Source organism: Thiocapsa roseopersicina (assembly GCF_900106925.1).
GTDB lineage: Bacteria > Pseudomonadota > Gammaproteobacteria > Chromatiales > Chromatiaceae > Thiocapsa > Thiocapsa roseopersicina.
This window is the reverse complement of record NZ_FNNZ01000007.1, coordinates 1-15308: the sequence shown is the minus strand read 5'-3', so window position 1 is coordinate 15308 and position 15308 is coordinate 1. Positions and strand designations below refer to the sequence as shown.

The following is a 15308-nucleotide window of genomic DNA, read 5'->3' as shown; positions in this document are numbered from 1 at the left end:
GCGGATGCAGCCGCACCGCGTCGAGACCTGCCGGATCGGGCTCGTCGGCCCGACGCTCCTGCGTTCGCGTGTTAGCTCTCCTTGGGCGCCGCGTCCTTCGGAGCCGCGGCGGGCGCCTTCTGCACGGCTAGATGCGCCAACTGCTCGTAGAGCGTAAAGCGGGTCTGGACGTGCTTTTGGGCGAGCTGCAAATAGCGCTCGGCGGCCTCCGGATGGGTGCGGGTGAGGACGCTGAAACGGGTCTCCGAGGAGACAAAGTCACGATACGGGATGCTCGGCGGCTTGCTGTCGATGTGCAGCGGGTTCTCCCCCTCGGCGAGCCGGCGCGGGTCGAACCTGAAAAGGCCCCAATGACCCGAGTTGACCGCCAGGTCCTGCTGACGCAGGTTCTTCGACAGGTCCACACCGTGGGCGATGCAGGGCGAGTAGCAGATGATCACCGAAGGGCCGTCGTAGGACTCGGCCTCGATAAAGGCGCGGACCGTCTGCACGTCTTTGGCACCGAAGGCGACCTGGGCGACATAGACGTTCTCGTAGGCCATCGCCATCATGGCGAGATCTTTCTTGAAGGTCGACTTGCCGGCTGCGGAGAACTTGGCGACCGCGCCCATCGGGGTCGACTTGGAGGTCTGGCCGCCGGTGTTGGAGTAAACCTCGGTATCCAGGATCAATAGATTCACATTGCGCCCGCTGGCGAGCACATGATCCACGCCGCCGTAACCGATGTCGTAGGCCCAGCCGTCACCGCCGATGATCCAGACGCTGCGTTTGACGACCTGATCGCAGATGCCTTCCAGGGTGCGCGCATCCAGGTCCGGGATGCCCTTGAGCTTCTCCTTCAGGGCGACCACACGCTCGCGCTGCTCGAAGATCCCGGCCTCGTCGGACTGGTCGGCCGTGAGCAGACCCTCGGCGAGATCCTCGCCGATCTTGGGCGCAAGCCGCTTGATGATCTCGCGGGCATGGGCGGCCTGTTTGTCGACGGCGAGCCGCAATCCCAGACCGAACTCGGCGTTGTCTTCGAACAGCGAGTTGTTCCACGCCGGTCCGCGGCCCTCGGGGTTCGTAGTGTAGGGCGTCGTCGGCAGGTTGCCGCCGTAGATCGAGGAGCAGCCGGTGGCGTTGCCGATCAACATGCGGTCGCCGAACAATTGGGTGGCCAGCTTGATGTAGGGCGTCTCGCCACAGCCCACGCAGGCGCCGGAGAACTCGAACAGCGGCTCGAGCATCATGGCGTGCTTGATCTTTGTGCCGTCGAGCTTGGTGCGGTCGTATTCCGGTAGGGTCAGGAAGAAGTCCCAGTTCGCTTGCTCGGCGGCGTGCGTCTGCTCGGCCGGGACCATGTTGAGGGCCTTGCGGTTGGGGTCCTTGCGATCGCGGATCGGGCAGACATCCACACAGAGACCGCAGCCGGTGCAGTCGTCCGGGGCGACCTGGTAGGTGATGTGATGATCCGCCGGGAAGTCCTTGCCCTTGATCTGGACGTGCTGGAAGCTCGCCGGAGCAGCGTCCGTGAGCGCGGCCGGGAAGACCTTGGCACGGATGGCCGCATGGGGGCAGACCAGCGGACACTTGCCGCAATGGGTGCAGAGGTCCTCTTCCCATTTCGGCAGCTCGAGGGCGATATTACGCTTCTCGTATCGTGTGGTGCCGGTCGGCCAGGTGCCGTCGGCCGGCATCAGGCTAACCGGAAGACTGTTCCCTTTGCCGGCGATCAGGGTCGCGGTCACGCTGCGGACGAAGTCGGGTGCCGAGATCGGAACCACTGGCGGGCGCTCGAAGACACTGGTCGCCTGAGCCGGGACGCTGACCTGATGGAGTCCGGCGAGCGCGGCATCGATCGCCTTGTAGTTGCGGTCCAAAAGACTCTGACCCTTTTTGCCGTAGGTCTTCTTGACAGCGTGTTTGATGTGCTCGATCGCCTCGTCCTTGGGCAGGATGCCCGAGATGGCGAAGAAGCAGGTCTGCATGATGGTGTTGATGCGCCGCCCCATGCCGGTGGCGCCTGCGATCCCGTAGGCGTCGATGACGTAGAAGGAGAGACCCTTGTCGATGATCGCCTGCTGCATCTTGCGCGGGAGCTCGTCCCAGATCCGATCGGGCGGGGTGTGCGAGTTCAGGAGGAACACCGCCCCCGGACGCGCATGGTCGAGCATGTCGTAGCGGGTGAGGAAGGTCGGCTGATGACAGGCGACGAAGCTCGCTTCGTTCTCGCCGATCAGATAGGTGCTGTTGATCGGCTTCGGGCCGAAGCGCAGGTGGCTGATGGTGACCGCGCCGGCCTTCTTGGAGTCGTACTCGAAGTAGCCCTGACCGAAGTTGGGCGTCTCTTCGCTGATGATCTTGATCGAGTTCTTGTTGGCCGAGACGGTGCCGTCCGAGCCCAGGCCGAAGAAGACGCAGGCGGTGACGCCCGCCATCGCCGCCGGCTTGAAGTCCGGATCCCAGGCCAGGCTGGTGTGCCCGACGTCGTCGATGATGCCGACCGTGAAGGGATTCTTGGGCTTGGGTGCCGCCAGCTCGTCGAAGACGCCCTTGACCATGGCCGGAGTGAACTCTTTGGACGAGAGTCCGTAACGGCCGCCGACCACGCGCGGCATGGTGGCGATACGGTCGTCGGCGAAGGCTTGGGCGAGTGCTGTGACCACGTCTTTATATATGGGCTCGCCGTCGGCGCCCGGCTCTTTGCAGCGATCCAGCACGGCGAGTCGCGTCGCGGTGACCGGAATGACCGAGAGGAGGGCGCCCGCGTCGAAGGGGCGGTAGAGCCGGATCTTGATCAGGCCGACCTTCTCGCCATCGTCCACGAGATGCTCGACCGCCTCCTGTGCGGCACCGATCCCGGAGCCCATCAGCAGGATGACGCGCTCTGCATCGGGTGCGCCGACATATTCATAGAGCCCGTACTGACGACCGGTGAGCGCGGCGAAGCGGTCCATGGTTCGCTGCACGATGCCGGGAACGGCGTCGTAATAGGGGTTGACCGTCTCGCGTCCCTGGAAATAGACGTCCGGGTTCTGCGAGGTGCCGCGGATCACGGGATGGTCCGGGTTGAGTGCGCGCGCACGGCAGGCCGTCACCAGCTTCTCGTCGATCAGGGCGCGGATCGTTTCGTGCGAGACCTGCTCGATCTTGGTGACCTCGTGCGAGGTTCTGAACCCATCGAAGAAGTGCAGGAAGGGGATACGGCTTTCCAGGGTCGCGGCTTGCGCGATGAGCGCGAAGTCCATCGCCTCCTGCACCGAGGCCGAGCAGAACATCGCATAGCCGGTGGCGCGGCAGGCCATGACGTCCGAATGATCGCCGAAGATCGACAGGCCCTGCGCTGCAAGGGAGCGCGCCGAGACATGAAAGACGGTCGGGCTGAGCTCGCCGGCGATCTTGTACATGTTCGGGATCATCAGCAGCAGACCTTGCGAGGCCGTAAAGGTCGTCGCCAGCGAGCCGCCCTGCAATGCACCGTGGATCGCGCCGGCCGCACCCGCTTCGCTCTGCATCTCCACGACATCGGGGATCGTGCCCCAAAGATTCGGAATCCCGAGCGACGACCACTCGTCCGCCCATTCGCCCATGTTCGACGACGGGGTAATGGGGTAGATGGCGATGACCTCGTTGGTCAGGTAAGCAACGTAGGCCACGGCCTCGTTACCGTCGAGGGTTACCATGAGCTTTTGCGACATCGAGCAGTCCCGGAGTGATGGGTAGAGAGACCGGCAACGCGGCCGAGCTGCGCCTTACTCCGACTCGGCGGCTGGCGCAGCCCGAAGCGAGGCGGGAGCCGAGTAACGGCCTCAACTATAGCCCGAAACGCGATTGGATTAACGGTCGTTTGCGAGCGCTTTCAAGCGAATCGACCTCGGCATGATCCGGGTCAGGTCGGCATTTTTTGCACCCTTATGGTGCTGATCTCGGGATCCGTGCGTGCCTGCTACTCTTTCATAACGATTGGGTTACGGTCGCATTTCTGGAACAATACGCCGCGACTCATCGGTATGCGGATCGGATATGGAGCTGACACACCTCAACGAGCTTGAAAAGGCGACCAAAAAAGGTCGGGTACAGCTCTTTCGCCTCGGCATCGGCCTGCTCTTCATCATCGGGGTCATGCTCTACACCGTCGTCAGGGTCGATGTCACCCACGGCGGCAGTCTCTTCATCGTGATTGCCGCCATGATCGGCGGCTACATGGCGATGAACATCGGCGCGAACGATGTTGCCAACAATGTCGGTCCGGCGGTGGGCTCCAGGGCCTTGACCCTCGGCGGCGCGCTGGTGATCGCGGCCATCTTCGAGGCGGCCGGGGCCATCATCGCGGGCGGCGAGGTGGTCGGGACCATCCGCAGCGGCATCATCGACCCCGGCCTTATCGGGAACGCCGACACCTTCGTCTGGATCATGATGGCGGCGCTCTTGGCCGCTGCGTTTTGGTTGAACATGGCCACCGCCATGGGCGCACCGGTCTCGACCACGCACTCGATCGTCGGCGCGGTGCTGGGTGCCGGGATCGCGTCGAGCGGGTTTGCGATCGCGGATTGGGACACGGTGTCCAAGATCGTCGCGAGCTGGGTGATCTCCCCCCTGATGGGCGGCGCGATCGCCGCCGGTTTTCTCTATCTCATCAAACGCACCATCACCTACCGGGCTGATCTGGTTGCCTCCTCGCGTCAGGCTGTGCCTTATCTGGTGGCCGCCATGGCGTTCGCCTTCGGCACCTACCTGATGCTCAAGGGGCTCAATCGGATCTGGAACGTGACGATCCTGCAGGCATTGGGCGTCGGCGTCGTGCTTGCGATCCTGGTGTTCTGGACGACCCGGCCGATCATCGCCCGGCAGGCTCGGCGGATCGGCAACTCCAAGGCTGGGGTCAATCAACTCTTCACCGTTCCGCTGATCTTTGCGGCGGCACTGCTGAGCTTCGCGCACGGTTCGAACGATGTCGCCAACGCCGTCGGGCCATTAGCGGCGATCGTCGAGGTCGTCGGCTCGGGGACCGGCGAGATCACGGCGGCGGCACCGATCCCGATGTGGGTCATGATCGTGGGTGCACTCGGGATCGCGATCGGACTCGGTCTGTTCGGGCCGAAGGTGATCCGCACCGTCGGCTCGGAGATCACAGAGCTCGACCAGATGCGCGCCTACTGCATCGCGATGGCCGCGACCGTCACTGTCATTCTCGCCAGCCAACTGGGACTCCCGGTGAGCACGACGCATGTCGCGGTCGGCGCTGTCTTCGGCGTGGGCTTTCTGCGCGAATATCTGAAAAGCCAGTACGACAGAATGCTCGAGACCATCAAGGCGCATCACCCGGAGGGCGATCAGGCCGCCATCGATGCCTTCCTCGCGAAATTCGCCAAGGCGTCGATCGACGAGAAGGGACGCATGCTGCGCGAGCTCAAGCGCAAATCCAAACGCAGCATGGACCCGGCCCATTTCTCCAAGCTCGAGCGGCAAAGCCTGCGCAAGGTCTATCGCCGTGAGCTGGTCAAGCGCTCGCAGGTGCTCAAGATCGTCGCGGCTTGGGTGATCACGGTGCCCGCGTCCGCGCTCATGGCGGCCGTGCTGTTTTTCACCATCAAGGGGATGCTGACGGCTTGAAGCAGGCGGAGCAGAACGCACCTGCGGCGGTGTCGCGTCCTTTATTCGGCGCACCCTACAGCGCGCGTGCCAGGACCACCGCGTCTTCGCGCCCTTTGGTGGCGGGATAATAGCCGGGCCGTTGGCCGATCTCGCAGAACCCCTCCGAGGCATAGAGCGCACGGGCGCGGCTGTTGGATGCGCGCACCTCGAGGAAGGCGCTATCGGCCCTGCGGGTGCGTGCGAATGTCATCAGATGGCGCAGCAGGCGGCGGCCGAGCCCTCGGCCTTGCCAGTCGGGATGGATGCAGAGATTGAGAATGTGACACTCACCGACGGCGACCGCCATCGCGGCATGCGCGACGATCTTCCCCTCGAGCTCACCGACCCAGCAGGAGTAGCCGACCCGTAGACAGTCTCGAAAGATTCCCTCGGTCCACGGATGCTCATAAGCAGCGCGATCCGCTGCGCAGACGGTCTCGACATCCCGCTCGGTCATCGCCCTGAGGCCAAGGGCGAGGGGGAGGGCGGGCTCGGTGCGCGGTCGTTGCATCGTCGAACGGGGTCCTTGCATCGTTTGATAGGCTCGAATCTGCAGTGTTTCGGGTCATGGTGCAGCGCGGTCGCTTGCACCTAAGCCCCACAGTATACCGACCGGAGCGTTCGGCTGAACCCGGAACGCGCGCTTTTAGGTGAACGTCGGACACTTCAAGTCTATAATTCCGCGGTTTAGTCGCACGCAGCCCAGACCGCAAAGATCCCCCATGAGCGAGCTCCAAGAACAACTGCATCGGCGTCGCACCTTCGCCATCATCTCCCATCCGGACGCCGGCAAGACCACCCTGACCGAGAAGCTGTTGCTGTTCGGCGGTGCCATCCAGCTCGCCGGGACGGTCAAGGGGCGCAAGGCCGCGCGACACGCCACCTCGGACTGGATGGAGCTGGAGAAGGAGCGCGGGATCTCCGTGACCTCGTCGGTCATGCAGTTTCCCTATGGAGAGAGCATCGTCAACCTGCTCGATACCCCCGGTCACCAGGACTTCTCCGAGGACACCTATCGGACCCTGACCGCGGTCGACTCCGCCTTGATGGTGATCGACGTGGCCAAAGGCGTCGAGGAGCGGACCATCAAGCTGATGGAGGTCTGTCGCCTGCGCGACACGCCGATCCTGACGTTTATCAACAAGCTCGACCGTGAAGGGCGCGATGCCATCGAGGTCCTCGACGAGGTCGAGGATATCCTCAAGATCCAATGCGCGCCCGTCACCTGGCCGATCGGAATGGGCAAGCGATTCAAGGGCGTCTACGACCTGCGCTTCGATCGGACGCATCTCTTCAGCGCCCAGCACGGGGGGCGGATCGCCGAGGGCGAAATCATTCAGGGCATCGACAACCCGCGCATGGACGAGGTGCTCGGCGATCAGGCCGACGAGCTGCGCGTGGAGATGGAGCTGGTCCAGGGCGCAAGCCATCCGCTCGATCTCGATGCCTACATTGCCGGTCGCCAGACCCCGGTCTTCTTCGGCTCTGCAATCAACAACTTCGGCGTGCGCGAGCTGCTCGATGCCTTCGTCGAATACGCGCCGCCGCCGCGTCCGCGTGCGACCCTGCAACGCCCGGTCGATCCGGCCGAAGAGCCATTTACCGGCTTCGTCTTCAAGATCCAGGCAAATATGGATCCGGCGCACCGCGACCGCGTGGCCTTTCTGCGGGTCTGCTCGGGCAGCTACAAGAAGGGCATGAAGATGCGGCACGTGCGCATCGGCAAGACCATTCAGGTCGCGAACGCCATTACCTTCCAGGCCGACGAGCGTCGCCATGTCGAAGAGGCTTGGCCGGGCGACATCATCGGGCTGCACAACCACGGCACCATTCAGATCGGCGATACCTTTAGCGAGGGCGAGGAGCTGAAATACGGGGGTATCCCTTATTTCGCTCCCGAGCTTTTCCGGCGTGTTGTCCTCAAGGATCCGCTGCGGATGAAGGCTTTGCAGAAGGGCGTGGTGCAGCTGTCCGAGGAGGGTGCGACCCAGGTCTTCAGGCCGCTCAAGAACAACGACATGATCCTGGGCGCCGTCGGTATACTGCAGTTCGATGTCGCTGCCTACAGGCTCAAGGACGAGTACGGCGTCGAGGCCCTGTTTGAACCCGCCAACGTCAAGACCGCGCGCTGGGTCGTCTGCGAGGACCCGAAACGGCTCGAACAGTTCAAGGAGAAGAACTACGAGAACCTCGCACTGGACGGCGACGACCAGCTGGTCTATTTGGCGCCGACTCGGGTCAACCTGGATCTAGCCCAAGAGCGCTGGCCCGACGTGCGGTATCTTGCGACGCGCGAGTTGTAAACGGCAAGCGTGGTTTGTCCGTCGCACCGGGCGTCGAACCCATCGACCATCGACATGAATACCGCCGATCAGTCGCCTGATCGGACGGGCTCCAAGACACCGGAACGCTTGGCCGAGGCGTTCCGGTAAGGGGAGATAGGTCGGTCCCGGAGGAGTCGGATCCCCTCACCTCCGTCAGCGTGATTTCGCATAATGTATATTATGTCAACTCAATGACGCTTAGGGCGGATGTTGTTCAGGGTGGGCTTTGTCCTGTTCTCCCATTCAGCGAGGTAAAGTTTGCTGCTGGAACCAAGGTAAAAGTTTAAAACTCGATACTTTGCGAGGAAATTCTTTAAAACCTCGACGCCCCTGTGAGGGAATAGATTAAAATGTCGTCGAAGCGGCCCCGACTTCAGCAGATTAAGCATGTCATCCACCTCCTGCTCGACCAGCGCCTGTTCCTCGTCAAAGGCGCCGACCAGCGCGGGACAACCCCGGGTTACGCGACCCCTTATCCCGTTCAGAACCCTGCTAGCCGCCCACGGTAAGGCATTCTAACCACCCGAGATCTCGGGTGGTCGCAACACCGCAAGGCGTAGTGTTTCCTCTAAATGCCTTTGAGTCGCGTGGACAGCTGCAAGTTCTGTGTGCAGCCTGACATTCTCAGTTGTGAGCCGCTCCCGATCCAGCCGCAGCGTGCCCTCTCGATCACGAAGACCAGCACGTTCCGCCTCGGCTGATTCCAGCGATCGGGTCACTGCGTCCCGAGCCAGTTCCGCGCGTAGCGCACTCTCGCGTTCCAACCCCAATAGTTCGCTCCGCTCGTTTGCGAGTTCCTCCAACTTCGCATTTTCTTGGCCGAGAGCCAGTATTCGTGACTCCAAGTCCGCTTCATGTTGCTCCTTCTTAGCGAGGGTGATTCGGTGTTTGGCAACGCTGTCGCGTGCATCGGCCAGCTGCGTTGCCAGTTTGTTCTTCTCGGCGCACATCGCCTTGAGGTCTTGTCGCCCCTTATCGAGCTGCAGCAGCCATGCCGCCTGATCCCGTTCGCGTCCGTCGCGTTCTGCGGTGAGCGCACTTTGCAGCTGATCGCCCTCCTCCCGGCACGCATAATCTGCATCTGGGCGTCGGCGAACTCGCCTTCGAGCACAATGATGATGAGGTCGCTGTTCTCGAGTACGACCGCTTCCAGTTGAACGCGCAAAGTTTGGATGTCCGTCTCGAGCCGACCAGTCGCGCGATCGTGATCGCCACCGGCGCCGCCCCGATCGTCCCCGACCTTCCCGGTCTGGATCGGGTGCGTCATGTCACCTCCGAGGACCTCTGGTCCGTCACCGAGAAGCCGGAGCGGCTCCTCGTCCTCGGCGGCGAGCCGATCGGCTGCCGGGTGACCCAGGTCGCGCGCTCGGGAATCCTGCCCAAAGAGGACGACGACACCATCGTACTGATCGAAGCGGCCGCCTTGCGCGAGGACGGCGTGCGCCTGCTAACCCACACCCGGACATTACGCTGCGAGGTGGTGCATGAGGAGCAGCGCCTGGTGGTCACCTCCGGGCCGAGCGCGCATCCGGATCAGAGCTCCGGCGGCGCGGAGGAAGCGCTCCCCTTCAATCTCCTGCTCTGCGCGATCGGGCGACGCGCGCGGGTGACCGGCTTCGGGCTGGAGGCTTTGGGCATCCCGCTCACCGCCGCCGGCACGATCGAGACCAACGCCTATCTGCAGACCTGCTATCCGAAGATCCTGGCCTGCGGCGACGTGGTCGGCCCTCATCAGTTCACTCATGTAGCCGCCCATCAAGCCTGGTACGCAGCCGTCAACGTCCTCGGCACCATCCGACCTGGAGCGAGGCGGCCAAATACGCCGCCGGGAACTGGAAACGCGCGCATGCACCGCAAACAGCGCTGGACTGGCTGGCGCGTTTTCATACCTGGCGACGAGGATGAAAGAACCGAGCCCTGTCCCGGGTCTTTAGCTGTGATGGCCGAGCAGCGGGTTCGCGACTCCGAGACGGCTCGCAGGCGAGCCGCCCCGGCCATCACAAGAAACACCTCCGGGATGCGGCACTCCGAGGCCGCGCCCCGAACACCGACCTTAAACCCTTTTTAGGATTGAAATCATGACCAAGAAGACGATCACCCCCGCTGCCGCCCTCGTCGGTGCCGCCCTTGTCGGCAGCCTCGGTGCCTTCGGCCTCGCGCAGGCCGCCGGCAACCCCTTCGCCGCCCAGTCCCTCGAGGCCGGCTATATGCTGCTCGCCGCAGCGGACACCGAGGGCAAGTGCGGCGAAGGCAAGTGCGGCGCGGATAAGGAAAAGGAAGGTAAGTGCGGCGAAGGCAAATGCGGCGCCGATAAGGCGAAATAAGGGCGATGCCGGGACGCCGCCGGAGTCGCCGCGGCGCCACGGCCACGCTTGAATCCGACACGGCGGATCGTGCTTGCGCGATCCGCCGGTCGCGTTGACGCCGAGTCCAGCAACCGCTCTTCCCGAAAGTCGAAGACGATCTCCGATCTCCCGGGTCGCCCGATACCCGCACCTCGCGCCCGCCTCGGCTAGGGCATCCGCAGACCGTACTTCTCGATCTTGCGATCCAGCGCCGGGCGGGAGATGCCGAGGATCTCGCAGGTCTTGCCCTTGTGTCCGCCGGTATGGTCCAAGACCCGTTGGACGTGCTCGGCCTCCACCGCGTCGAGTGTTCGCAGCACCTGGCTCTCGGGCGGCTTACCCGGCACACCGGTCTCGAACGCGCCTGGAGCGGTCGTGGGTTCAGCGTCGAGCTCGAGCAGATCGGCCGTGATCAGACCCGTGCGCGCCTGCACCATGGCTTGCGTCAAGCGGTTTTCGAGCTCCCGTACGTTGCCGGGCCAGTCGTGGCGGCACAGGTGCGCAAGGGCCGCCTCGGCGATGCGCGGTCGCGCTTGACCCAGACGCTCGGCGATGCGCGTGAGCAGACCTTCGACCAGGAGCGGGATGTCGTCGCGTCGCTCGCGCAGCGGCGGCATATGAATCCGAATGACCTTGAGCCGATAGGCCAGATCTTCGCGAAAGCGCCCGGCCGCGGCCTCGGCCATGAGATCCCGGTTGGTCGCGGCGACCACGCGGGCGTCGGTCGCGATCGTCTCGGTGCCGCCGACGCGTTGGAAGACACGCTCCTGCAGGGCGCGCAGCAGCTTGGCCTGCAGCGTCGGGGCGAGCTCGCCGATCTCGTCGAGAAACAGGGTGCCCGCGCTTGCCTGCTCGAACTTGCCGAGCTTGCGTGACTGTGCACCTGTGAAGGACCCCTTCTCGTGACCGAACAGCTCGCTCTCGAGCAGGGTCTCGACGATGGCCGCACAGTTGACGGCGACGAACGGTCCGGCTCGACCGCTGTGCTGGTGGATCAGGCGCGCCACCACCTCCTTGCCGGTTCCGGATTCGCCGCTGATGAGCACGGTGGCGGAGCTGCGGGCACTCAACGCAATGCTTTTGCTCACCGCCAGCATGGCATCGCTGCGCCCGATCAGATCGCGCGCCGCACCCGGCCCGGCCTCCAGGCGCGCCGGCGCCTGCTCGGCGGCCTTGCGTTGCCGCAGCAACCGCTCCACCGTCTGCTGCAGCTCGTCGACCTTGATCGGCTTGTGCACGAAGTCCGCGGCACCGCGCTGGATCGCCTCGATCGCCAGCTCCAGGTCGTGCTGGCCGGTCATCATGATCAGGGGCAGATCCGGGTCCGCCTTCAGCAGCGGCGCGATCAGGTCGCTCCCCTGCCCGTCCGGGAGCTGTTGATCCAACAGCACCAGGTCGACAGGCGCCCCCTGCACGCGCTCGAGGCCCGAGCGACAGGACTGCGCGACCTCGACCGCGAAGCCGGCATCCTCGAAATGCATCGCCAGCATCTGGCCCAAGGCCGGATCGTCTTCGATGATGAGCAGTTGTCTGGGCATCGCGGTCGAGGACCGTCTCCGGGGTGAAGCTCAGGGTACGGTCGCGTGCACCGGTGTGCAAGAGATCGCCAGCGTGCCGGGTCTTGTGGAGATAGGACGGCCCGATGCGCCTGAATCGGCGTCGGTCGCCAGCATCCGAGAGGGCACGATCGATGAACTGCCGTGATTTCCGTCGTCGACTCCTGGTCGACCCCGCGCGCGAGGATACCGAGGATGCTCGACATGCGGCCCGCTGCCCGGCCTGCGCGGCCGAGCGCGCACGTGCACGCGCGTTCGAAGAAAGGCTGCGCACCCTCTTGGCCGAAGAGGTCGAGACGCACCCGGTGCCATCCGCCGGGCGTTCCGAGCGGCCACGACGGCTCCGCATGATTCCCAGGGCGCTCGCCGCAACCGCGCTGCTCGCGTTCGGCCTGATCGCTTGGCTCGGCGACAACCGCCGAGCACACGGATCCAGACCCGACCCGAATCGCGCAAGCCACCCCCTAGGTGCGAATCGATTCGCGAAGAACCCATCGGGCGTGCGAATACATTCGCACCTCCCCGTGACACAAAGCGTGACACAAAGCATGAGCCACCGACCGGCCCCTGACGGCATCACGACAACGACCCACGGAGACACCGCATGACAGACTTCCCGAATCACGACCGTCACAGCGCACCCGCCGCCGCCCTGCCCTCGTTCGACGCCGCCGAGCGCAACTTCGGCATGATCCCCAACCTGGCCCGCAAGATGGCGACCGCGCCCGCCCTGCTGGAGGCGTACCTGCAGGTGGGCGCACTCTTCGACACCACCTCGCTGACCCCGCAGGAGCGCCAGGTCGTTCTGCTCACCGTCAGCCGCGAGAACAGCTGCGGCTATTGCATGGGCGCCCACAGCGTGCTGGCCGACATGAGCAAGGTCCCCGAGGCGGTCACCGCCGCGATTCGCGAGGACGGGGCCATCCCGGACCCGCGACTCGCCGCATTGAATCGCTTTACACGGGTTCTGGTCCAACAGCGCGGTTGGGTGCCCGAGGAGGCGCTGCAGGCCTTTCTCGACGCAGGCTTCGACCGCCAACAGGTCCTGGAGGTGGTGCTCGGCGTGGGGATGAAGACCCTGTCGAACTACACCAATCACATCGCCGGGACGACCTTGGACGAGGCCTTTGCCCATCGGGCTTGGGAGCCACCGAACGCGTGAGCACACAGACACCTCGACCGATCCCGGCGTTCGGACCGCAGGCCGAGGACGTATCGTCCGCGTTGCGCGACGTGCGCCGCTTGCCGCCGTCGAGCCTGCGCGTCGAGGTCGACGACGCGATCGGTCAGCTATCGGGCCTGCTGGGACGACGGGTTCGGCGCACGGGGCTGGAAGCTCGATGCCGCTCGCGCGGACCCGGCGATCATTGCCGGTGACCGCGAAACCGGCGGCGCCCTGCCGACCTCCATGCTGGTTCACGACGCCTTGGATCATCTGATCAGCGGATTCGCGCCCAGCGGACACCGCGCCGAGGCATTGCTCGCGCGGTTCAGAGCGCTCGGCGCGGCGGGCCGAGCGCACGCGCTCGCGAGCTGGAGGCGACTCGGGCTCGACCCCGAGCGCAGCCGACCGCTGGGTCTGGCACCGGCCCATCAAATATTCAACCATAAGGTTGATCATTTTGGTGGAACCTGCCAGCATCTCCGCCGACCTGCAGATTGCCCGAACCGCTGCAGGCGACTTTCCCCGTTCGGATTCGAAAGGAAATGCCGCGCGGCAGGACGCCGCTTGCAAAGACCGTTTCGTTCGTCGCGCCGACGCCGGAGGCCACCATGACTCGCACGCTTCTTCGCACCCTGGGCGCCCTGCTGCTGGTCGGTGCGGTGACGACCGCCCTGCTCTACCGCGAGCATCTCGACGTCGCGGCACTGGAGACATGGGTCAGCGGCGCCGGTGCCGCAGCACCGCTGATCTTCATCGGGCTCTATGCGCTGGCCACGGTCCTCTTCCTGCCCGGTGCGGTGCTCACCCTGGCCGGCGGCGCACTGTTCGGCCCGCTCGGGGGGACGCTCTACAACCTGATCGGGGCCACGCTCGGCGCTGCACTCGCATTCCTCATCGCGCGCCATCTCGCCGGCGACTGGGTGCAGGCGCGCGCCAAGGGCCTGCTCGCGCGCCTGATCCAAGGGGTCGAGGCCGAGGGCTGGCGCTTTGTCGCCTTCACCCGACTGGTGCCGCTGTTTCCGTTCAATCTGCTCAACTATGCACTGGGCCTGACCCGCATCCGCTTCCTGCCCTACGTGCTGGCAACCCTGGTGTTCATGCTGCCGGGCGCCGTGGCCTATACCTATCTGGGCTTTGCCGGCCGCGAGGCGATCGCCGGCGAGGGCCTGATCCGCAACGGCCTGATCGCACTGGCGCTGCTCGCCACGGTGGCCTTCCTGCCGAGACTGGTCGCGCGGCTGCGTCGGCGTCCGATGCTGCCGATCGAGGGGCTCAAGCGTCGCCTCGACGCCGAGGAAGAAAACATCCTGGTGCTCGACGTGCGCACGCCCGAAGACTTCATCGGTGAGCAAGGCCACATCGCCGGGGCGCTCAACATCCCGCTGGAGAACCTGCCCGAGCGGATCGAAGAGATCGGATCGGACCTCGAGCGGCCGATCGCGCTGGTCTGCCGCACCGACCGCCGCTCGGCAAAGGCCGCCGCTCTGCTCGCCGGCCGCGGCTTCTGCCAGGTACAGGTGGTCCAGGGCGGCATGACCGCCTGGCTGGCCAACGGCTGGCCGGTCGAGCACTGAGGCGGTAGGGCCGATCATGGCAACCGACTCGACGAGCGACGCCGAGCATCCCGGCGAAATGCCCGATGCCGCAGCCGAAGACCTCTGGCCTTCCGCCGACTACCATCGCCAGGTCGAGACCCTGCGCACCGCCATCGGGGAGACGATCTACCTGGTGGAAGTGGTCGAGAGCCCGATTCAGCTCAGCGTCCATCTCAGCGGAACGGCCTACATACTGCTCGGGCTCATCGACTTCCCGCGCCCGGATCCGGCGCGAGGACTTGCCCCGCACCTGATCCTGCTCGACGACGGGCGCGGGCTGAATCTGGGGCGTATCGCCCGCATCAGCCGCCGCCCCTTCGATCCCGCACCGGACGATCTGCTTTACCTCGACCAGGCGACGAGCAAACACCTCCTGTTCAGCGAGCGCCGCCTGTCACGCGACTTTCTCGCCCGGCACACGCGACTGGCACTCGCGCATTGTCTCGGCTATCCGGTCGACGAGCCGACCCGTCGTTTAACGGGATCCCATACCGACGAGACCACGAAGGATGAGCCGTGACGGGCGCACCGCAGGACTATCACGCTTGGTACGCGAGCGAGGGGCCTGGATGAGCGCTCGGGAGCGCCGCCTGTCCAGCCAAAGCTGCACGCGGCGCAGAGCGCCACGAGGCATAGGTGACACCTCGGAGCGTGTGTCACGCGTCCCTGACCCTCACTCGTCCTCTAGCAACGTCTGCACGGCGTCG

Annotated in this window: 13 protein-coding genes; 9 read left to right on the top strand and 4 right to left on the bottom strand. The window is 64.8% G+C overall.

Annotation, left to right across the window (positions count from 1 at the left end; genetic code table 11):
- Positions 1-71: 71 nt before the first annotated feature.
- The gene (gene nifJ / locus BLV04_RS09180; RefSeq protein ID WP_093030387.1) at positions 72-3680 is read right to left on the bottom strand and encodes a pyruvate:ferredoxin (flavodoxin) oxidoreductase; all 3609 of its coding nucleotides are present in this window, start codon (positions 3678-3680) and stop codon (positions 72-74) included.
- Between the two features lie 325 nt (positions 3681-4005).
- Between nifJ and BLV04_RS09175 the strand changes: the two genes are divergently transcribed.
- Positions 4006-5595 carry an inorganic phosphate transporter gene (locus BLV04_RS09175; protein WP_093030384.1) on the top strand — a complete coding sequence of 530 codons (1590 nt, stop codon included), beginning with the start codon at positions 4006-4008 and terminating at the stop codon, positions 5593-5595.
- 55 nt (positions 5596-5650) lie between these two features.
- Here BLV04_RS09175 and rimI read toward each other — a convergent pair whose 3' ends face one another.
- Positions 5651-6127: a ribosomal protein S18-alanine N-acetyltransferase gene (gene rimI / locus BLV04_RS09170; RefSeq protein WP_093030816.1), complete on the bottom strand. Its 477-nt coding sequence runs from the start codon at positions 6125-6127 to the stop codon at positions 5651-5653.
- A gap of 211 nt (positions 6128-6338) precedes the next feature.
- Between rimI and BLV04_RS09165 the strand changes: the two genes are divergently transcribed.
- Positions 6339-7919 carry a peptide chain release factor 3 gene (locus BLV04_RS09165; RefSeq protein ID WP_093030381.1) on the top strand — a complete coding sequence of 527 codons (1581 nt, stop codon included), beginning with the start codon at positions 6339-6341 and terminating at the stop codon, positions 7917-7919.
- 536 nt (positions 7920-8455) lie between these two features.
- Here BLV04_RS09165 and BLV04_RS24370 read toward each other — a convergent pair.
- Entirely contained in the window at positions 8456-8890 is a 435-nt protein-coding gene (locus BLV04_RS24370) for a hypothetical protein (RefSeq protein WP_139191894.1), read from the bottom strand.
- A gap of 203 nt (positions 8891-9093) precedes the next feature.
- Here BLV04_RS24370 and BLV04_RS09155 point away from each other — a divergent pair, with 203 nt between their 5' ends.
- Positions 9094-10008 (top strand): FAD-dependent oxidoreductase, encoded by a 915-nt coding sequence (locus tag BLV04_RS09155; protein WP_217633680.1) that lies wholly within the window; start codon positions 9094-9096, stop codon positions 10006-10008.
- A gap of 10 nt (positions 10009-10018) precedes the next feature.
- Positions 10019-10264 (top strand): HvfA family oxazolone/thioamide-modified RiPP metallophore, encoded by a 246-nt coding sequence (locus tag BLV04_RS09150; RefSeq protein ID WP_093030375.1) that lies wholly within the window; start codon positions 10019-10021, stop codon positions 10262-10264.
- Between the two features lie 188 nt (positions 10265-10452).
- On the opposite strand, the gene BLV04_RS09145 is transcribed toward BLV04_RS09150, so the two are convergent.
- A complete protein-coding gene (locus BLV04_RS09145) occupies positions 10453-11823 on the bottom strand; it encodes a sigma-54-dependent transcriptional regulator (RefSeq protein WP_093030372.1) in 1371 nt (456 codons plus the stop codon).
- A gap of 152 nt (positions 11824-11975) precedes the next feature.
- Between BLV04_RS09145 and BLV04_RS09140 the strand changes: the two genes are divergently transcribed.
- The 5 genes from BLV04_RS09140 (at position 11976) to BLV04_RS09120 (ending at position 15121) form a co-directional block, all read left to right on the top strand.
- A complete protein-coding gene (locus BLV04_RS09140; protein ID WP_093030369.1) occupies positions 11976-12449 on the top strand; it encodes a hypothetical protein in 474 nt (157 codons plus the stop codon).
- Positions 12446-13003, top strand: a complete 558-nt coding sequence (locus BLV04_RS09135) for a carboxymuconolactone decarboxylase family protein (protein WP_093030366.1) — start codon at positions 12446-12448, stop codon at positions 13001-13003. Before BLV04_RS09140 ends, BLV04_RS09135 begins: the two co-directional genes overlap by 4 nt.
- Positions 13000-13218 carry a hypothetical protein gene (locus tag BLV04_RS09130; protein WP_093030363.1) on the top strand — a complete coding sequence of 73 codons (219 nt, stop codon included), beginning with the start codon at positions 13000-13002 and terminating at the stop codon, positions 13216-13218. The genes BLV04_RS09135 and BLV04_RS09130 overlap by 4 nt, the downstream gene beginning before the upstream one ends.
- A 396-nt stretch (positions 13219-13614) precedes the next feature.
- Entirely contained in the window at positions 13615-14580 is a 966-nt protein-coding gene (locus tag BLV04_RS09125) for a VTT domain-containing protein (RefSeq protein WP_093030813.1), read from the top strand.
- A gap of 16 nt (positions 14581-14596) precedes the next feature.
- Positions 14597-15121, top strand: coding sequence for a hypothetical protein (locus tag BLV04_RS09120; protein ID WP_245731813.1), 525 nt, complete (start codon positions 14597-14599; stop codon positions 15119-15121).
- Positions 15122-15308: the final 187 nt, after the last annotated feature.